Genomic DNA, 18,540 nt, shown 5'->3' on the forward strand with positions numbered 1-18,540 from the left:
CCGCCGCGCGTGGAGCGCGACAGGCACGGACGGCAGATCAGACCCCGAAGGCCTCCGGGTAGATGATCGTTCCCTGCGGGAACACCGGGGAACCGTCGGGGACCAGCGCCTTCACCGCCTTGCCCGGCGCTTCGGGGCCCGGCCGGATGCCGAGCCGCGAAGCGGGCCCGGAACCGGACCGGTGGCAGTACTCCGGATGAACCAGCACCACGGCGGACCGCTCACCTCGCACCCACGCCCCGGCGGCCGGGCGAACGGTGCGTCAGCCGCCGTCGGCATGCCGCAGCACATAGCCCGTGTAGCCGTACTCCGAGCCGTGGTCGCGGCGCATGGCGATCTCGGCCCGTGTCGCGTCGAGCACGGCGGCCATCCCCGGAGCGGTGGGGTCGGCGGCATCGGCCCGCGCTCCGAGCGGCCCGTAGTACTCCTGCCAGTCGCTCTCGGGCTGCCGGTGGACGCCGAGCACGCGGTAGCCGGCCGCGGTCGCCGCCGCCGCGTTCTCCGCCGCGGTACGCAGGGGGTAGTGCTCGTCCCAGAAGGCACGGGCCTCCGGGCTCGGCTCGTCGTGGGTCCACTCGCATTCGGTGACGACGAGCGTGCCGCCCGGCGCGAGCAGCCGGCGCCAGTCGCGCAGCGCCGTGTCGAATCCGATCGAGTACGCCGAGCCCTCGGCCCAGACCAGATCGAACGACCCGTCCGGGAAGTCCGGGGACGGCAGTGCGCCCATGTCGGCGTTGACGGTACGGATACGGCCGTTGAGCCCACGCGCGGCGGCGGTTCGCCGCAGCTCGCCGAGGAACGGCTCGTGCAGATCGACGGCCGTGACGTCGGCGCCGGCCTCGGTGGCCAGCAGCAGCGCGGCACGGCCGGGGCCACAGCCCAGATCGAGCACCCGCGGACGGGACGGCAGCACGCCCGCGAGGGAGAGCAGCCGGCGCGTGCTGGCGTCGGAGCCGGGACTCTGCCGGGGCAGGCCGTGGTGGAGGGAGAAGAAGGCTTCGTACAGATCAGCGTTGTCGGACAACGTGGGAACCCCTTGGAAGGAGCGGGCCCCGGCCGGCGTACGCGGTCGGTCGGCGTACGGAATCAGGCAGGCCGGTCAGCCCGGAGATCGATGAAGGACCGGGCGGTGCTGCGCTCGGCAGCTCGTACGACGGTCATCGACCTCAGCTCCCCTCAAGATCACGGCTTCGCGCCAATGTAGCAGCCGCGGGTGACGTGCCGGCCCTCAGAGGCAGTACCCGGGCTCGTGCTCGGCATGGCCGCTGGGCTCCAGCTGGAACGTGCAGTGCTCGACGTCGAAGTGGGACCCGAGACAGCCCTGCAGATCGTGCAGCAACTTCTCGTGGCCGACCGCGTCCAGGACGTCCTGGGCGACCACCACGTGCGCGGAGAGCACCGGCATCCCGGACGTGATGGTCCAGGCATGCAGATCGTGGACGTCCTCGACGCCCGGCAGAGCCCGTATGTGCTCGCGCACCTCGGCCATGTCGACGCCCTTCGGTGCCGCCTCCAGCAGCACGTTCAGCGTCTCCCGCAGCAGCTTGACCGTGCGGGGCACGATCATCACGCCGATGGCGAGCGAGGCGATCGGGTCGGCCGCCTGCCAGCCGGTGGCCAGGATCACGGCCGCCGAGATCAGCACCATCACCGAGCCCAGCGCGTCCGCGAGGACCTCCAGATAGGCGCCGCGTACGTTGAGGCTCTCCTTCTGCCCGCGCACGAGCAGGGACAGCGACACCATGTTGGCGGCCAGACCGACCAGGGCGAAGACGATCGCCACCCCGCCCCTGGTCTCGGCCGGGGTGATGAAGCGCTGCACCGCCTCGTACAGCAGGAAGCCGCCGACGCCGAGCAGCAGCACACAGTTCGCGAGCGCGGCGAGGATCTCGGCCCGGGCGAATCCGAAGGTGCGGTTCGTGTCGGCGGGACGGCCCGCGAAGTGGATCGCCAGCAGCGCCATGGCGAGGCCGAGAGCGTCCGTCGCCATGTGCGCGGCATCCGCGATCAGGGCCAGCGAGTCCGCCAGGATGCCGCCGACGATCTCCAGGACCATCACGCCCAGCGTGATCCCCAGGGCGATCCGCAGCCGTCCGCGATAGGCGGCGGCCGCGGTACCCGTCGGCGGCGGGCCGCCGTGCGTATGCCCGTGGTCGTGCCCAGCCCCCATGCGAGACGCCTCCCGGCTCGTGCGAATGATCCGTCCGAGTGGCCAGTGAACTACGGGCCGGGGGTATGGGGCAACACGACGCTGAACACCGTTGTCATATGCTCTGACCTGCGGTTACGACCGCAGGTCAGAGCCTCGGCGGGTGGTGGCGTAGCTCAGCGGGGACGGGCCTCGGGATGGTGCAGCAGCCAGCCCTCCCAGGCCGACTCGACCATCTCGCGCACCCCGAGCGAGGCGCTCCAGCCCAGCTCCTTGCCGATCCGGTCGACCGACGCCACGGCCCGTGCCGCGTCCCCGGGCCGGCGCGGCTCGACGACCGCGGGGGTGCCGTGACCGGTCACCTCGGCGACGAGACGGGCGAGCGTGCGCACCGAGACGCCCTCGCCGCGGCCGACGTTCACCGTGAGATCCCCGGCGCCGTCCTGGCCGGCCAGCCGGCGGGCCGCGGTCAGATGGGCGTCGGCGAGATCGGCGACGTGGATGTAGTCGCGCACGCAGGTGCCGTCGGGCGTCGGGTAGTCGTCCCCGAAGATCCGCGGCGCGTCACCGCGGGTGATCCGGTCGAAGAACATCGGGATGACGTTGAACACTCCGGTGTCCGCGAGCTCCGGCCGGGCCGCGCCCGCGACGTTGAAGTAGCGCAGGCAGGCGGTGGCGATGCCGTGCGCCCGGCCCGCCGCCCGCACCAGCCACTCGCCGGTGAGCTTGGTCTCGCCGTAGGGATTGATCGGCACGGCGGGGGTGTCCTCCGTGATCAGGTCCGCGTCGGCCATTCCGTACACGGCCGCCGACGACGAGAAGAGGAACCGCTTGACGTCCGCCGCGACGACGGCCTCCAGCAGCACCGTCAGCCCGTGCACGTTCTCCCGGTAGTAGCGCAGGGGCTGCTCCACGGACTCGCCGACCTGCTTCTTCGCCGCGAGATGCACCACACCCGTGACCGAGTGGTCGGTGAGCGTGCGATCCAGCAGCTCCCGGTCCAGCAGCGAGCCCCGCACCAGCGGCATGCCTTCTGGCAGCCGCCCCGGACGCCCCGTCGAGGCGTCGTCGAGTACGACGACCCGCTCCCCGGCCTCCGTCATCGCACGGGCCACATGCGCCCCGATGTACCCCGCCCCGCCAGTGATCAGCCATGTCATGCCCGCCACCCTAGGGGGTGTCCTGCGGATCCTGCCGGGCCCGCGACGCTGATCCAGCCTGACCCACCGGGCACCCCCTGAGCCGTCCCCGGCGCGGTTTGTGGCGTGAGCCGCCGATCGACGATGATGATCTCGGCCGCGGCACCGCCGGCCGGCCGTGGCCGCGGCAGGGACGCCCGGCCCGGGCAGAAGACCGGCGGGGTGAGCGGGAGTGTCCTCACCGGGAAACCTCGGTGAACTCGCGCTTCCATTCATCCGATAGCCTCAGCCGACATGCCGCCGCCCGGTCCCGGGCCGAGTCGTCGTGCCCACCCATGATCAGCGCCAAGGAGTGAGTCCGTCTGTCGACCGCAATCCTCACCGGTCCGCCGGTACCCGGATCGCCGCTCGAAGGCGATCTCCGGTCGCTGGGCTTCGACGTACGGGTCGCCTCGGGCGCCGACGAGGCCGCCGGCCTGCTCACGGCGGTGCCCGCCGCCGAGCGCGTCGCCCTCGTCGACCCCCGCTTCGTCGGACACGTCCACGCCCTCCGCCTCGGACTGACGGACCCGCGCTTCCCCGCGGCCACGGTCCCGGGCGCCGTCACGGCACAGCCCGAGGCCCGTACGGCGCTGCTCGCCGCGCTGCGCGCGAGCACGGACGCCGCACCGTCCGCCGCAGGCGCCCCGGTGGCCGCCGGGGTACTCGCCGACCGCGTCGCCGACGCCCTCGAAGCCGAGGGCGCCACCGCCCACCGCCCCGAGCTCGGGACGCTCGTCGCGACGGTGCCCGACGACCCGCAGGGCCGGAACGAGGCCCGCCAGGCCGTCGCCGCCGTCGACGACGAGGCCGTACGGCTCCGCTCCGCCGTGAAGGCGCGCGACGGGTTCTTCACGACCTTCTGCATCAGCCCGTACTCGCGCCACCTCGCCCGCTGGTGCGCGAACCGCGGACTGACCCCGAACCAGGTCACCACCGCCTCGCTGATCACCGCGCTCATAGCGGCCGGCGCCGCCGCCACCGGCACCCGCGGCGGCTTCGTCGCCGCCGGAGTGCTGCTCCTCGTCTCCTTCGTGCTGGACTGCACCGACGGACAGCTCGCCCGCTACTCCCTGCAGTACTCGACGATGGGCGCCTGGCTCGACGCCACCTTCGACCGCGCCAAGGAGTACGCCTACTACGCGGGCCTCGCCCTCGGCGCCGCGCGCGGCGGGGACGACGTCTGGGCCCTCGCCCTCGGCGCCATGGTGCTGCAGACCTGCCGGCACGTCGTGGACTTCTCCTTCAACGAGGCGAACCACGACGCCACCGCCAACACCTCGCCCACCGCCGCCCTCTCCGACCGCCTCGACAGCGTCGGCTGGACGGTCTGGGTACGCCGCATGATCGTGCTGCCGATCGGCGAGCGCTGGGCCATGATCGCCGTGCTGACCGCCGTGGCCACCCCGCGCATCGTCTTCTACGCGCTGCTCATCGGCTGTGGCTTCGCCGCCACGTACACCACCGCGGGCCGGGTGCTGCGCTCCCTCACGCGCCGGGCGCACAGGACCGACCGCGCCGCCCGGGCCCTCGCGGATCTCGCCGACTCCGGCCCGCTCGCCGAGAGCGTCGCGCGCGCCGCCAAGGGCCTCGCCTCCCGGCTCCCCGCCATGGCACCCCTGGCGATCGCGGTGCTGGGCGCCGCCGCCGTCACGGCCACCGCGTGGCTCACGCCGTACGGCAGCCCCTGGCCGGTCGTCGCCGCCGTCGGCTACGCCCTGACCTCCGGCATCGCCGTCGCCCGCCCCCTCAAGGGGGCCCTCGACTGGCTCGTCCCCCCGGTCTTCCGGTCCGCGGAGTACGGCACGATCCTGCTGCTCGCCGCCAAGGCGGACGTGAACGGAGCCCTTCCCGCGGCTTTCGGCCTGGTGGCCGCCGTCGCCTACCATCACTACGACACGGTGTACCGCATCCGCGGCGGCACCGGCGCGCCCCCGCACTGGCTCGTCCGTGCGGTCGGCGGGCACGAGGGGCGCACCCTGGCGGTCGCTCTCCTGGCCACCCTGCTCGGTGCCCCGCAGTTCACGATCGCGCTGACGGTCCTCGCGGTCGCCGTGGCGGTCGTGGTGGTCGCGGAGTCCATCCGCTTCTGGGTCTCCTCCGGAGCACCCGCCGTACACGACGAAGGAGAACCCGCATGATCGGCCTCGTACTGGCAGCCGGTGCCGGACGGCGTCTGCGTCCTTACACCGACACGCTTCCGAAGGCCCTCGTGCCGGTCGACGGGGACCTCTCGGTCCTCGACCTCACGCTGAAGAACTTCAGTGAGATCGGCCTCACCGAGGTCGCCGTCGTCGTCGGCTACCGCAAGGAGGCCGTGTACGCGCGCAAGGAGGAGTTCGAGGCCACGTACGGCCTGAAGCTCACCCTGATCGACAACGACAAGGCCGAGGAGTGGAACAACGCCTACTCCCTGTGGTGCGCCCGTGACGTCCTGAAGCAGGGCGTGATCCTCGCCAACGGCGACACCGTGCACCCGGTCTCCGTCGAGCGGACCCTCCTCGCCGCCCGCGGCAACGGCCAGAAGATCATCCTCGCCCTCGACACGGTGAAGCAGCTCGCCGACGAGGAGATGAAGGTGATCACCGCCGACGGCCAGGGCGTACGGAGGATCACCAAGCTGATGGACCCCGCCACCGCCACCGGTGAGTACATCGGCGTCACCCTCATCGAGCCCGAGGCCGCCGAGGAGCTCGCCGACGCGCTGAAGGCCACCTTCGAGCGCGACCCCGACCTCTACTACGAGGACGGCTACCAGGAGCTGGTGAACCGCGGCTTCCAGATCGACGTGGCACCGATCGGCGACGTCAAGTGGGTCGAGATCGACAACCACGACGACCTCGCCAAGGGACGGGAGATCGCGTGCCTGTACTGACCCGCCTCATCCCCTCCCCGGTCGTCGTCGACATCCGCCCGGGCGCCCTGGACGATCTGCCCGGCCTCCTCGCCGACCAGCGGATCTCCGCCTCCGGCAAGCTGGCGTTCGCCATAAGCAACGGCTCCGGACAGGCCCTGCGCGAGAAGCTGGCGCCGGTGCTGCCCGACGCCGACTGGTACGAGGTCGCGGACGGCACGATCGACTCCGCCGTCAGGCTCGCCGACGACATCAAGGGCAAGCGGTACGACGCGGTCGTCGGCCTCGGCGGCGGCAAGATCATCGACGTGGCCAAGTACGCCGCCGCCCGGGTCGGGCTGCCGCTGGTCGCCGTCGCCACCAACCTCGCGCACGACGGACTCTGCTCCCCGGTCGCGACGCTCGACAACGACAACGGGCGCGGCTCGTACGGCGTCCCCACCCCGATCGCCGTGGTCATCGACCTCGACGTGATCCGTGACGCCCCCGTCCGGTTCGTCCGGGCGGGCATCGGCGACGCGATCTCCAACATCTCCGCGATCGCCGACTGGGAGCTGTCCCACCGGATCACCGGCGAGCCGGTCGACGGACTGGCCGCCGCCATGGCCCGTACCGCCGGCGAGTCCGTCCTGCGCCACCCCGGTGGCGTCGGCGACGACGGCTTTCTCACCGTGCTGGCCGAGGGACTGGTCCTGACCGGCATCTCCATGTCGATCAGCGGCGACACCCGGCCCTCGTCCGGCGCCTGCCACGAGATCAGCCACGCCTTCGACCTGCTCTACCCCAAGCGCTGCGCGCTCCACGGCGAGCAGGTCGGACTGGGTGCCGCCTTCGCGATGCATCTGCGCGGCGCCCACGAGGAGTCCGGGCTCTTCGCCGGAGTCCTCCGCAAGCACGGTCTGCCGGTCCTCCCCGAGGAGATCGGCTTCTCCGTGGACGAGTTCGTCAGGGCCGTGGAGTACGCACCGCAGACCCGCCCCGGACGTTTCACGATCCTCGAGCACCTCGACCTGTCCACCGACCAGATCAGGGACGCGTACGCCGACTATGCCAAGACCATCCGTAGCTGAACTCCGTCCGGTCGTTCACCCGGCGGGAGTCAAGGACCGGCGCAGTGGCGAGCACTGGGGCGGCCGCCTCTACATGCGCGAGATCTCCCTGCGCATCACCCGCGTCCTGGTCACCACCAAGGTCACGCCGAACCAGCTGACCTATCTGATGACCCTGGCCGGTGTCCTGGCCCTGCCGGCCCTGCTGGTGCCGGGCATCTGGGGCGCCGTCCTCGCCGTGGTGATGGTCCAGCTCTATCTGCTGCTCGACTGCGTCGACGGCGAGGTCGCCCGCTGGAAGAAGCAGTACTCCCTCTCCGGCGTGTACCTGGACCGGGTCGGCGCCTATCTGTGCGACGCGGCGGTCCTGGTCGGCTTCGGCCTGCGCGCCTCGGACCTGTGGGGCGGCGGCCGGATCGACTGGCTGTGGGCGTTCCTGGGCACTCTCGCGGCGCTCGGCGCGATCCTGATCAAGGCCGAGACCGACCTGGTCGGCGTCGCCCGGCACCAGGCCGGGATGGAGCCGGTCAAGGACGCGGCGGCCGAGCCGCGCTCGTCCGGCATGGCGCTCGCCCGCCGGGCCGCCGCCGCGTTCAAGTTCCACCGGCTGGTCCTCGGCATCGAGGCGTCCCTGCTCATCCTGGTGCTGGCGGTCCTCGACCAGGTCCAGGGCGACCTCTTCTTCTCCCGCCTGGGCGTCGCCGTGCTGGCCGGTATCGCGATGCTGCAGACCGTGCTGCACCTGGTGTCCATCCTCGTCTCCAGCAGGCTGAGGTGAGCACCGTGAAGCTCGGCGCCGTCATCATCACCATGGGCAACCGGCCCGACGATCTGCGGGCACTGCTCGACTCGGTCGCCAAGCAGCAGGGCGACCCGGTCGAGGTGGTCGTCGTCGGCAACGGCGCCCCCGTCACCGGAGTGCCCGACGGCGTCCGCACCGTCGACCTTCCGGAGAACCTGGGCATCCCGGGCGGCCGCAACGTCGGCATCGAGGCCTTCGGCCCCGCCGGCGGCGACGTCGACGTCCTGCTCTTCCTCGACGACGACGGCCTGCTGCCCAACACGGACACCGCCGAGCTGGTCCGCCGGGCCTTCTCGGAGGACCCCGGCCTCGGGATCGTCAGCTTCCGGATCGCCGACCCGGAGACCGGGCTCACCCAGCGCAGGCACGTCCCGCGGCTGCGCGCCTCCGACCCGATGCGCTCCTCACGCGTGACGACCTTCCTCGGCGGCGCAAACGCCGTCCGTACGAAGGTCCTGGCCCAGGTCGGCGCGCTGCCGGACGAGTTCTTCTACGCGCACGAGGAGACCGACCTCGCCTGGCGGGCCCTCGACGCGGGCTGGATGATCGACTACCGCTCCGACATGGTGCTGTTCCATCCGACGATGCCGCCGTCCCGGCACGCGGTCTACCACCGCATGGTGGCCCGTAACCGGGTGTGGCTGGCACGTCGCAATCTGCCCGCGCCCCTGGTGCCCGTCTATCTCGGGGTGTGGATCGTGCTCACACTCCTCAGGCGGCCCACCGTTGTGGCGCTCAAGGCATGGTTCGCCGGTTTCAGGGAGGGATGGACGACCCCGTGCGGGCCGCGCCGTCCCATGAAGTGGCGTACCGTGTGGCGACTGACGCGACTGGGCCGACCGCCTGTCGTGTGACCGGCCGGGATCTGAGAGCATCGGGCGTACTCCGGGACCTGGCCGCCACCTGAGGCCCGATTGACGCGCATCTTGAACACGAAAGTTTCAACTTGTGAGTGACACAACCCATGACGGTGCGATCGCCATGAGCGCTCGGCCGTCTCCCGACGACGGTCTGACGCCGGCGGAGCTGGCCGCCAAGTACGGCCTGTCGGTGAGCGGTGCCCGACCGGGGCTCATCGAGTACGTCAGGCAGCTCTGGGGCCGCCGGCACTTCATCCTGGCGTTCTCCTCCGCGAAGCTCACGGCCCAGTACAGCCAGGCCAAGCTCGGCCAGCTGTGGCAGGTCGCGACGCCGCTGCTGAACGCGCTGGTCTACTACCTGATCTTCGGGCTCATCCTCGGCGCCGGACGCGGGATGTCGAAGGAGGTCTACATCCCGTTCCTGGTGGCGGGCGTGTTCGTCTTCACGTTCACGCAGACCTCGGTGATGGCCGGCGTGCGGGCGATCTCGGGCAATCTGGGCCTGGTACGGGCGCTGCACTTCCCGCGCGCGTCGCTGCCCATCTCCTTCGCGCTGCAGCAGCTCCAGCAGCTGCTGTTCTCGATGATCGTGCTCGTGCTGATCGTGGTGGCGTTCGGCAGCTATCCGTCGCTCAGCTGGCTGCTGGTGGTCCCCGCGCTGGCGCTGCAGTTCGTCTTCAACATCGGCCTCGCGCTGATCATGGCCCGCATGGGCAGCAAGACGCCCGACCTCGCCCAGCTGATGCCGTTCATCATGCGGACGTGGATGTACGGCTCCGGCGTCATGTTCTCGATCAAGGTGATGCTCGCGGACAAGCCGGCCTGGATCGCCGAGGTCCTGATGTACAACCCCGCGGCGATCTACATGGACCTGATCCGCTTCGCCCTGATCGACGGGTACGACTCGTCGAACCTGCCCTCGCACGTGTGGCTGGCCGGAGTGATCTGGGCGGTGCTCCTCGGTGTCGCCGGGTTCGTGTACTTCTGGAAGGCGGAGGAGCGCTATGGCCGTGGCTGAGCACCTCGAAGACCCGCGCGACGCCCGGGTGCCCACCGTCATCGCCGACGAGGTGCACATCGTGTACCGCGTCAACGGCGGCAGCGGCGGCAAGGGCAGTGCGACCGCCGCGCTGAGCCGCATACTCCGGCGCGACCGCGGCGAGTCCCGCGGTGTCCGCAAGGTCCACGCCGTGCGCGGTGTCTCCTTCACCGCCTACCGCGGCGAGGCCATCGGCCTGATCGGTACCAACGGCTCCGGGAAGTCGACCCTGCTGCGGGCCATCGCCGGCCTGCTGCCGACCGAGAGCGGCAAGGTCTACACCGACGGCCAGCCGTCGCTGCTGGGCGTCAACGCGGCCCTCATGGGCGATCTGACCGGTGAGCGGAACGTCATCCTCGGCGGTCTGGCCATGGGCATGTCGCGCGAGGAGATCCGCTCGCGCTACCAGGGCATCGTCGACTTCTCCGGCATCAACGAGAAGGGCGACTTCATCACCCTGCCGATGCGCACGTACTCGTCCGGTATGGGCGCCAGGCTCCGCTTCGCGATCGCCGCGGCGAAGAACCACGACGTGCTGATGATCGACGAGGCGCTGGCCACCGGTGACCGGAGGTTCCAGATCCGCTCCGAGGAGCGCATCCGGGAGCTGCGCAAGGAGGCCGGTACGGTCTTCCTGGTCAGTCACAGCAACAAGTCGATCCGTGACACCTGCGATCGCGTCCTGTGGCTGGAGAAGGGCGAGCTGCTCATGGACGGCCCGACCGACGAGGTCATCAGGGCGTACGAGAAGGAGACCGGGAAGTAGGTCCCGCTCGCGAGGCATGCCACGCGGAAGGGCCCCCGCCGGAGTGCTCCGGCGGGGGCCCTCTCGCACGCGGGCCGGTCTCACCGGCCCGTGCGCGAGGCGCGGATTCCGGGTCGAGCGGTGGTCCGCGCGCCGTCAAGCATCCGTCAAGTCCTGTGTTCCTCGGGAATGTTGGCCCCGGATCGCATGGTTCTCGTCACGCACGCAGCACCCCGGAGGGGTCCGGGACGTTGTACAACGTAAGCTGTACCGGTGCTGATTCATGGCAAGTGGGGCGATACACCCTGAAGAATCCCGCTGGCCGGGCGGCGAAACCCCTCGTGGGGACCGGCGGCGTGTCCGAAATAGGATGTATTAGGTCAGCAGTGTAGAACGGGAGATGTGACGGCCATGACGGAAAATCTCCAGCTCCGCGAGGGCAGTGCCGTCCCCGCACCGGGCAGTCCGCAGTGACAGGTACCCGGCAGGTGCGCCCCGACGCCTCCACGCTCGACAAGGCCGCGGACGAGAACTTCCCCGTGGCCCCCTTCTTCCTGCCCCGCGCCTGGCGCAACGACCTCATGGCCGTCTACGGCTACGCCCGCCTGGTCGACGACATCGGGGACGGCGACCTCGCCCCCGGCGGCGCCGACGCGCGGCACCTCGGCCTCGACCCCGCGCAGAGCGACGACCGCCTCGCGATGCTCGACGCCTTCGAGGCCGACCTGCGGCGCGTCTTCGCCGCCGGCGAGGACCCGCGCCATCCGCTGCTGCGCGCCCTGGTGCCCACCGTGCGCCGCTGCTCGCTCACCCCCGAGCCGTTCCTCGGTCTCATCGAGGCCAACCGCCGGGACCAGCTCGTGCACCGCTACGGGACGTCCGACGACCTCGCCGCCTACTGCGAGCTCTCCGCCAACCCCGTCGGCCGTCTCGTCCTGGGCATCACCGGCACCGCCACCTCCGAGCGGATCCGCCACTCCGACGCCATCTGCACCGCCCTGCAGATCGTCGAGCACCTCCAGGACATCGCCGAGGACCTGGCCGCCGACCGCGTCTACCTCCCGGCCGAGGACATGAAGCGGTTCCATGTCACCGAGGCGGACCTGGCGGCGCCGACGGCGGGCGCCCCGGTGCGCGCCCTGATCGCGTACGAGGCCGAGCGCGCGGGGCGGCTGCTGGACGAGGGCACCCCGCTGGTGGGCAGCGTCCACGGCAGGCTCAGACTGCTGCTCGCCGGATTCGTGGCCGGGGGACGCGCCACCCTCGCCGCGATCGAGGCCGTCGGCCACGACGTGCTCCCCGGACCGCCCAGAGCCACCAAGCCCCGACTGATGCGTGAAGTGGGAACTGTCTTGCGTAGAGCGCGTAGAGAGGGGTGAGCCGGAGCATGGAGGAGTACACACACATGTCCGCGCCGGTCCAGGCCGCGTACAGCTACTGCGAGGCCGTCACGGGGACGCAGGCGCGCAACTTCGCCTACGGCATCAGGCTTCTGCCCGCCGACAAGCGGCAGGCCATGTCCGCGCTGTACGCCTTCTCCCGGCGGGTCGACGACATCGGTGACGGATCGCTCGGCGAGAGCGCCAAGCGGGACCGGCTCGAGGCGACCCGCGAGCTGCTCGGCAGGATCCGCGACGGCAAGGTGGGCGAGGACGACACCGACCCGGTCGCGGTGGCCCTCGCGGACGCCGCGCACCGCTTCCCGATCCCGCTCGACGGGCTCGACGAGCTCATCGACGGCGTCCTCATGGACGTCCGGGGCGAGACGTACGAGACCTGGGACGACCTCAAGGTCTACTGCCGGTGTGTCGCGGGCGCCATCGGCCGGCTCTCGCTCGGCGTGTTCGGCACCCTGCCCGGCGCGCGCGGCGCCGAGCGCGCCCCCGAGTACGCCGACACGCTCGGGCTCGCACTCCAGCTCACCAACATCCTCCGCGACGTCCGCGAGGACGCCGCCAACGGCCGGACGTATCTGCCCACCGACGACCTCGCCAAGTTCGGCTGCTCCGCGGGCTTCCACGGCACCACCCCGCCGCCCGGCGCCGACTTCAGCGGCCTGGTCCACTTCGAAGTGCGGCGCGCCCGGGGCCTGTTCGCCGAGGGCTACCGGCTCCTGCCCATGCTCGACCGGCGCAGCGGCGCCTGTGTCGCCGCCATGGCCGGGATCTACCGCCGCCTCCTCGACCGCATCGAGCGCGACCCGGAGGCCGTCCTGCGCGGCCGCGTCTCGCTCCCCGGCCATGAGAAGGCGTACGTCGCCGTCCGCGGGCTCTCCGGCCTCGACGCCCGGCACATCTCGCGCCAGGCCGTCAGGAGGCGCGCGTGACGCCCCGCCCGACGCCTCACCCGACGCCCCTTCAGGACCTCCCGCCGGCGACGTCCCCTTCTACGCAGCCCGCCGTGCGTACGGCGGCCGGACCCGTCAGCGCGGTGGCCCGGTCCCTGCCGGCCGCCTCGTCCCGGTCCCGCCTGTCCGGACGAGCCGCTCGGCCCTCCCGCCGTTCGCGGGCAACCCCCCACGTCGCCGCCGCGTCCCTGACTGCGACGGCGGCCCGAGGGGAGGGGGCATGACGGACGAGGACGCGACCTCCCCGCGGCACGCCGTCGTCGTCGGAGGCGGACTCGCCGGGGTCACCGCCGCGCTGCGGCTGGCCGATGCCGGCCTGCGCGTCACGCTCCTGGAGAACCGGCCGCGCCTCGGCGGTCTCGCGTTCTCCTTCCGGCGCGGCGAGCTGACCGTGGACAACGGCCAGCACGTCTATCTGCGCTGCTGCACCGCCTACCGCTGGTTCCTCGACCGGGTCGACGGCGCCCGCCTCGCCCCGCTCCAGCACCGCCTCGACGTACCCGTCCTCGACGTCGCCCACCCCAGCGGCCCGAGGCTCGGACGGCTGCGCCGCACCGCTCTGCCCGTGCCGCTGCATCTCGCCGCGAGCCTTGCCACGTACCCCCACCTCTCCCTCGCCGAGCGCGCCGCCGTCGGGCGGGCCGCGCTCGCCCTCAAGGGACTCGACCCCGCCGATCCCGCCCTGGACGGCATCGACTTCGCCACCTGGCTCGGCCGCCACGGCCAGTCGGGCCGCACGATCGAGGCCCTCTGGGACCTCGTCGGCGTCGCCACCCTCAACGCCGTCGCGCCGAACGCCTCGATGGGCCTGGCCGCGATGGTGTTCAAGACCGGACTGCTCTCCGAGCCCGGCGCGGCCGACATCGGGTGGGCGCACGTCCCGCTCGGCGAACTCCACGACACCCTCGCCCGCAAGGCCCTCGACTCCGCCGGAGTCCGCACCGAACTGCGCACCCGCGTCAGCGCCCTCGCCCGCACCGCCGACGGCCGCTGGAACGTCACGGCAGGTGCCGAGCGGCTCGACGCGGACGCCGTCGTCCTCGCCGTACCGCAGCGCGAGACACACGCCCTGCTGCCCGAAGGCGCCCTCGACAACCCCGACCGGCTGCTCGACATCGGCACCGCGCCGATCCTCAACATCCATGTGATCTACGACCGCACGGTCCTGCGCCGGCCCTTCTTCGCCGCGCTCGGCACCCCCGTCCAGTGGGTCTTCGACCGCACCCACGCCTCCGGTCTGCGCGACGGACAGTATCTGGCGCTGTCCCAGTCCGCCGCCGAGGACGAGATCGACACCCCCGTCTCCGCACTTCGTGAGCGCTATCTCCCCGAGCTGGAGCGGCTGCTGCCCGCGACCCGCGGCGCGGAGGTACGGGACTTCTTCGTCACCCGGGAGCGCACCGCCACATTCGCCCCCACCCCCGGCGTCGGCAGGCTCAGGCCTGCCGCGCGCACCCGAGCTCCCGGCCTGTATCTGGCCGGATCGTGGACCGCCACCGGCTGGCCCGCCACCATGGAGGGCGCCGTGCGCAGCGGGTTCAGCGCCGCAGCCGCCGCGCTCACCACCCTCGGCCGCCCCCATGAACATCCGCTCAAGGAGGCGGCATGAGACCCAGGTCTGGAACCAGAGGAGAGAAAGTGCCGACTGCGCCTTCGGCGAACCCGGCTGTCGACACCGCGGCCGTCACCGCGCTGCTCGAGCGCGGGCGGACCCTGTCCACCCCGGTGCTGCGTGCTGCCGTGGACCGGCTCGCGCCGCCCATGGACACCGTCGCCGCCTACCACTTCGGCTGGATCGACGCCCACGGCCGCCCCGCGGACGGTGACGGCGGCAAGGCCGTGCGCCCGGCGCTGGCTCTGCTGTCCGCCGAGGTGGCCGGAGCCGCGCCCGAGGTCGGCATCCCCGGCGCCGTCGCGGTCGAGCTGGTCCACAACTTCTCGCTGCTCCACGACGATCTGATGGACGGTGACGAACAGCGACGGCACCGCGACACCGTATGGAAGGTGCACGGCCCCGCGCAGGCCATCCTCGTCGGCGACGCCCTCTTCGCGCTCGCCAACGAGATCCTGCTGGAGCTCGGCACCGTGGAGGCCGGCCGCGCGACGCGCCGGCTGACCACCGCCACCCGCAAGCTCATCGACGGCCAGGCACAGGACATCTCCTACGAGCACCGCGAGCGGGTCACCGTCGAGGAGTGCCTGGAGATGGAGGGCAACAAGACCGGCGCGCTGCTGGCCTGCGCCGTCTCCATCGGTGCGGTCCTCGGCGGCGCCGACGACCGCACCGCCGACACGCTGGAGGCGTACGGCTACCACCTCGGTCTCGCCTTCCAGGCCGTCGACGACCTCCTCGGCATCTGGGGCGACCCCGAGTCGACGGGCAAGCAGACCTGGAGCGATCTGCGCCAGCGCAAGAAGTCCCTGCCCGTCGTCGCGGCGCTCGCCGCGGGCGGCCCGGCCTCGCAGCGGCTCGGGGAACTGCTCGCGGCCGACGCGAAGAGCAATGACTTCGACAGCTTCTCCGAGGAGGAGTTCGCCACCCGGGCGGCCCTCATCGAGGAGGCCGGCGGCCGGGAATGGACCTCGCAGGAGGCCCGCAGGCAGCATGGAACGGCGGTCGAGGCACTGGACCGCGTCGACATGCCCGAGCGCGTACGCGCCCAGCTCGTCGCGCTCGCCGACTTCGTCGTCGTACGCAAGAGATGATCACCGGTCCCCGGACGGATCACGCGACGGAGATGATCACGATCAACCGCATATGAGTTCGCAGTCGCCGGCCGGTGCCGCTCCAGGCACCGGCCGACGGCAGACCCGAAAAGCAGCACATCCGACTGCACGAAGGGGAAGCCATGACAGCGACGACCGACGGAAGCCCAGGGGCCCCGGGCCCCCGCGCAACCGCGGCCAGCGAAACGACCGACGACCGTACCGTTCCGGGTGACACGCACGTGGCCGCCGGGCTGGCGGCGCAGCGATCCGTCGAGTACCTGCTCGGCAGGCAGGACGCCCAGGGCTGGTGGAAGGGCGACCTGGAGACCAACGTCACCATGGACGCCGAGGACCTGCTGCTCCGTCAGTTCCTCGGCGTCCAGGACGAGAAGACCACCCAGGCCGCCGCTCTGTTCATCCGCGGCGAGCAGCGCGACGACGGCACCTGGGCCACCTTCCACGGCGGCCCCGGAGAGCTCTCCACCACCGTCGAGGCCTATGTCGCCCTGCGCCTCGCCGGCGACCGGCCCGACGACCCGCACATGGACCGCGCCGCCGCCTGGATCCGGGCGCAGGGAGGCATCGCCGCGAGCCGCGTCTTCACCCGCATCTGGCTCGCGCTGTTCGGCTGGTGGAAGTGGGAGGACCTGCCCGAACTGCCGCCCGAACTCATCTGTCTGCCCTCCTGGTTCCCGCTCAACATCTACGACTTCGGCTGCTGGGCGCGGCAGACCATCGTGCCGCTCACGATCGTCTCCGCGAAGCGGCCGGTCCGACCCGCCCCGTTCCCGCTCGACGAGCTGCACACGGACCGCCACAACCCCAACCCGCCCAGGCCCCTTGCCCCGGCGGCCAGTTGGGACGGCGTCTTCCAGCGCCTCGACAAGCTGCTGCACCGCTACCACGGGGTCGCCCTGCGCCCGCTGCGCCGCGCGGCCATGAACAGCGCGGCCCGCTGGATCATCGAGCGGCAGGAGAACGACGGCTGCTGGGGCGGGATCCAGCCACCGGCCGTGTACTCGGTGATCGCCCTGCATCTGCTCGGCTACGACCTCCAGCACCCCGTGATGCGCGCCGGCCTGGACTCGCTGGACCGGTACACCGTCTGGCGCGACGACGGCGCCCGGATGATCGAGGCGTGCCAGTCACCGGTGTGGGACACCTGCCTCGCCACCATCGCGCTCGCCGACGCCGGAGTGCCCGCGGACCACTCGGCCCTGGTCAGGGCCGCCGACTGGATGCTCGGCGAGGAGATCGTCAAGCCCGGTGACTGGGCCGTGCGCAGGCCGCGGCTCGCCCCCGGCGGCTGGGCCTTCGAGTTCCACAACGACAACTACCCCGACATCGACGACACGGCCGAGGTGATCCTGGCCCTGCGCCGGGTGAAGCACCCGGACCCGTCCCGGATCGAGGCGGCGATCGCCAGGGCCGGCAACTGGACCCTGGGGATGCAGTCGAGGAACGGCGCCTGGGGCGCCTTCGACGCCGACAACACCAGCGCCTTCCCCAACCGGCTGCCGTTCTGCGACTTCGGTGAGGTCATCGACCCGCCGTCGGCCGATGTCACCGCGCACGTCGTCGAGATGCTGGCCCACGAAGGCCGGGCCCACCACCCCCGCGCCCGCCGCGGTGTCGAGTGGCTGCTCGGCGAACAGGAGCCGAACGGCGCCTGGTTCGGGCGCTGGGGAGTCAACTACGTCTACGGCACGGGCTCGGTGGTCCCGGCGCTGACCGCGGCCGGACTGCCCGGGTCGCACCCCGCGATCCGGCGTGCCGTCGGCTGGCTGGAGTCCGTCCAGAACGACGACGGCGGCTGGGGCGAGGACCTGCGCTCGTACCGTGAGGAGTCGTGGATCGGGCGCGGCGCCTCCACCGCCTCCCAGACCGCGTGGGCGCTGCTGGCGCTGCTGGCCGCGGGGGAGCGGGACGGCAAGGCCGTCGAGCGGGGCATCGCCTTCCTCGCCGGGAGCCAGCGCGAGGACGGTTCGTGGGACGAACCGCACTTCACCGGCACCGGATTCCCGTGGGACTTCTCCATCAACTACCACCTGTACCGGCAGGTGTTCCCGCTCACGGCACTCGGCCGCTACGTGCACGGGGAACCGTTCGCCGGCCGGAACGGAGGCTGAGTGGACGCTTCCACGGAGCCGCCCCCGGCGAGCGGGACGCCCGGCTCCACGGCGCCGCCGCTGCTGATCGCCTGCGCGCTCGGCATCGAGCGTCTCGCCCTGCGCGCGGCCGGCCGTGGCGGCGCGCCGGGCCCGGTGACCGTCCTCCGTACGGGCATGGGGCCGAGGAACGCCCAGCGTGCCGTCGTCCGCGCGCTCCGCGACGAGAGGGCCGCGGGCGTCACCGCGGTCATCGCCTCCGGCTTCTGCGCGGGACTCGCCCCCGACATGCACCCCGGTGATGTGGTCGTGGCCGACGAGACCCGGGGGCCCTGGGGCGTCACGCCCTGCACGGCGGCGGACCTGCTGACTCAGGCGCTGGCCCGGGCGGTGCCGGGGCGGACCGTCCACACCGGCCCGCTGATCGGCTCTGACCACGTCGTACGCGGCCAGGAGCGGGCCGAGCTGGCGGCGACCGGGGCGATCGCGGTGGACATGGAGTCCGCCGCGACGCTCCACAGCGCGCTGAGCGCGGGATCGCGCCCGGTTGCGGCCGTCCGGGTGGTCGTGGACGCTCCTGAGCATGAACTGGTCCGCCTCGGCACGGTACGCGGTGGAATATCGGCTTTCCGCGTCCTGCGTGCCGTCCTACCGGCCTACTACGAATGGCACCGTTCTTCGCTGCTCCCCAGGAGGTGAG

The 18,540-nt window shown here is 71.9% G+C and carries 15 protein-coding genes and 1 pseudogene; 13 read left to right on the top strand and 3 right to left on the bottom strand.

What is annotated here, in order from left to right; all coding sequences use genetic code 11:
* Positions 1–37: 37 nt before the first annotated feature.
* The 3 genes and pseudogenes from OG766_RS31460 to galE form a co-directional block, all read right to left on the bottom strand.
* Positions 38–1,024: pseudogene (locus tag OG766_RS31460) on the bottom strand (class I SAM-dependent methyltransferase).
* 204 nt (positions 1,025–1,228) lie between these two features.
* On the bottom strand, positions 1,229–2,170 hold the full coding sequence (locus OG766_RS31465; protein WP_266385954.1) for a cation diffusion facilitator family transporter: 942 nt from the start codon (positions 2,168–2,170) through the stop codon (positions 1,229–1,231).
* 155 nt (positions 2,171–2,325) lie between these two features.
* On the bottom strand, positions 2,326–3,309 hold the full coding sequence (galE, locus tag OG766_RS31470; protein ID WP_328726866.1) for a UDP-glucose 4-epimerase GalE: 984 nt from the start codon (positions 3,307–3,309) through the stop codon (positions 2,326–2,328).
* Between the two features lie 341 nt (positions 3,310–3,650).
* Between galE and OG766_RS31475 the strand changes: the two genes are divergently transcribed.
* The 13 genes from OG766_RS31475 to OG766_RS31535 all read left to right on the top strand — a co-directional run bounded on the left by OG766_RS31475 (position 3,651) and on the right by OG766_RS31535 (position 18,539).
* Positions 3,651–5,468: a DUF5941 domain-containing protein gene (locus OG766_RS31475; protein ID WP_328727554.1), complete on the top strand. Its 1,818-nt coding sequence runs from the start codon at positions 3,651–3,653 to the stop codon at positions 5,466–5,468.
* Positions 5,465–6,202, top strand: coding sequence for a phosphocholine cytidylyltransferase family protein (locus OG766_RS31480; protein ID WP_266385948.1), 738 nt, complete (start codon positions 5,465–5,467; stop codon positions 6,200–6,202). Before OG766_RS31475 ends, OG766_RS31480 begins: the two co-directional genes overlap by 4 nt.
* Complete coding sequence (locus OG766_RS31485; RefSeq protein ID WP_266385945.1) at positions 6,190–7,251, top strand: iron-containing alcohol dehydrogenase family protein; 1,062 nt, start codon at positions 6,190–6,192, stop codon at positions 7,249–7,251. Before OG766_RS31480 ends, OG766_RS31485 begins: the two co-directional genes overlap by 13 nt.
* Entirely contained in the window at positions 7,229–8,008 is a 780-nt protein-coding gene (locus tag OG766_RS31490; protein WP_266385942.1) for a CDP-alcohol phosphatidyltransferase family protein, read from the top strand. The genes OG766_RS31485 and OG766_RS31490 overlap by 23 nt, the downstream gene beginning before the upstream one ends.
* 5 nt (positions 8,009–8,013) lie before the next feature.
* Positions 8,014–8,886 carry a glycosyltransferase family 2 protein gene (locus tag OG766_RS31495; protein ID WP_266388673.1) on the top strand — a complete coding sequence of 291 codons (873 nt, stop codon included), beginning with the start codon at positions 8,014–8,016 and terminating at the stop codon, positions 8,884–8,886.
* Between the two features lie 94 nt (positions 8,887–8,980).
* Positions 8,981–9,910, top strand: a complete 930-nt coding sequence (locus tag OG766_RS31500) for an ABC transporter permease (RefSeq protein ID WP_266385940.1) — start codon at positions 8,981–8,983, stop codon at positions 9,908–9,910.
* The gene (locus OG766_RS31505) at positions 9,897–10,697 is read left to right on the top strand and encodes an ABC transporter ATP-binding protein (RefSeq protein WP_266385937.1); all 801 of its coding nucleotides are present in this window, start codon (positions 9,897–9,899) and stop codon (positions 10,695–10,697) included. Before OG766_RS31500 ends, OG766_RS31505 begins: the two co-directional genes overlap by 14 nt.
* A 449-nt stretch (positions 10,698–11,146) precedes the next feature.
* The gene (hpnC, locus tag OG766_RS31510; RefSeq protein WP_328726871.1) at positions 11,147–12,055 is read left to right on the top strand and encodes a squalene synthase HpnC; all 909 of its coding nucleotides are present in this window, start codon (positions 11,147–11,149) and stop codon (positions 12,053–12,055) included.
* Positions 12,056–12,063: 8 nt separating this feature from the next.
* The gene (gene hpnD, locus OG766_RS31515; protein ID WP_266385931.1) at positions 12,064–13,002 is read left to right on the top strand and encodes a presqualene diphosphate synthase HpnD; all 939 of its coding nucleotides are present in this window, start codon (positions 12,064–12,066) and stop codon (positions 13,000–13,002) included.
* A 241-nt stretch (positions 13,003–13,243) separates the two neighbouring features.
* The gene (hpnE, locus tag OG766_RS31520; protein WP_266385929.1) at positions 13,244–14,632 is read left to right on the top strand and encodes a hydroxysqualene dehydroxylase HpnE; all 1,389 of its coding nucleotides are present in this window, start codon (positions 13,244–13,246) and stop codon (positions 14,630–14,632) included.
* Positions 14,629–15,729: a polyprenyl synthetase family protein gene (locus OG766_RS31525; RefSeq protein WP_266385926.1), complete on the top strand. Its 1,101-nt coding sequence runs from the start codon at positions 14,629–14,631 to the stop codon at positions 15,727–15,729. The genes hpnE and OG766_RS31525 overlap by 4 nt, the downstream gene beginning before the upstream one ends.
* 143 nt (positions 15,730–15,872) lie before the next feature.
* Positions 15,873–17,861, top strand: a complete 1,989-nt coding sequence (gene shc, locus OG766_RS31530; protein ID WP_328726874.1) for a squalene--hopene cyclase — start codon at positions 15,873–15,875, stop codon at positions 17,859–17,861.
* The gene (locus tag OG766_RS31535) at positions 17,862–18,539 is read left to right on the top strand and encodes a phosphorylase family protein (protein WP_266385921.1); all 678 of its coding nucleotides are present in this window, start codon (positions 17,862–17,864) and stop codon (positions 18,537–18,539) included.
* Position 18,540 lies beyond the last annotated feature (1 nt).

Origin of the sequence: Streptomyces sp. NBC_00259 (assembly GCF_036181745.1) — a bacterium.
Lineage (GTDB): Bacteria > Actinomycetota > Actinomycetes > Streptomycetales > Streptomycetaceae > Streptomyces > Streptomyces pratisoli.

What these genes read in the sequence shown, in the direction of transcription:
- OG766_RS31465 (WP_266385954.1), bottom strand. Translation starts at nt 2,170, where the DNA reads ATGGGGGCTGGGCACGACCACGGGCATACGCACGGCGGCCCGCCGCCG.
- galE (WP_328726866.1), bottom strand. Translation starts at nt 3,309, where the DNA reads ATGACATGGCTGATCACTGGCGGGGCGGGGTACATCGGGGCGCATGTG.
- OG766_RS31480 (WP_266385948.1), top strand. Translation starts at nt 5,465, where the DNA reads ATGATCGGCCTCGTACTGGCAGCCGGTGCCGGACGGCGTCTGCGTCCT.
- OG766_RS31490 (WP_266385942.1), top strand. Translation starts at nt 7,229, where the DNA reads ATGCCAAGACCATCCGTAGCTGAACTCCGTCCGGTCGTTCACCCGGCG.
- OG766_RS31505 (WP_266385937.1), top strand. Translation starts at nt 9,897, where the DNA reads ATGGCCGTGGCTGAGCACCTCGAAGACCCGCGCGACGCCCGGGTGCCC.
- hpnD (WP_266385931.1), top strand. Translation starts at nt 12,064, where the DNA reads ATGGAGGAGTACACACACATGTCCGCGCCGGTCCAGGCCGCGTACAGC.
- hpnE (WP_266385929.1), top strand. Translation starts at nt 13,244, where the DNA reads ATGACGGACGAGGACGCGACCTCCCCGCGGCACGCCGTCGTCGTCGGA.
- OG766_RS31525 (WP_266385926.1), top strand. Translation starts at nt 14,629, where the DNA reads ATGAGACCCAGGTCTGGAACCAGAGGAGAGAAAGTGCCGACTGCGCCT.
- shc (WP_328726874.1), top strand. Translation starts at nt 15,873, where the DNA reads ATGACAGCGACGACCGACGGAAGCCCAGGGGCCCCGGGCCCCCGCGCA.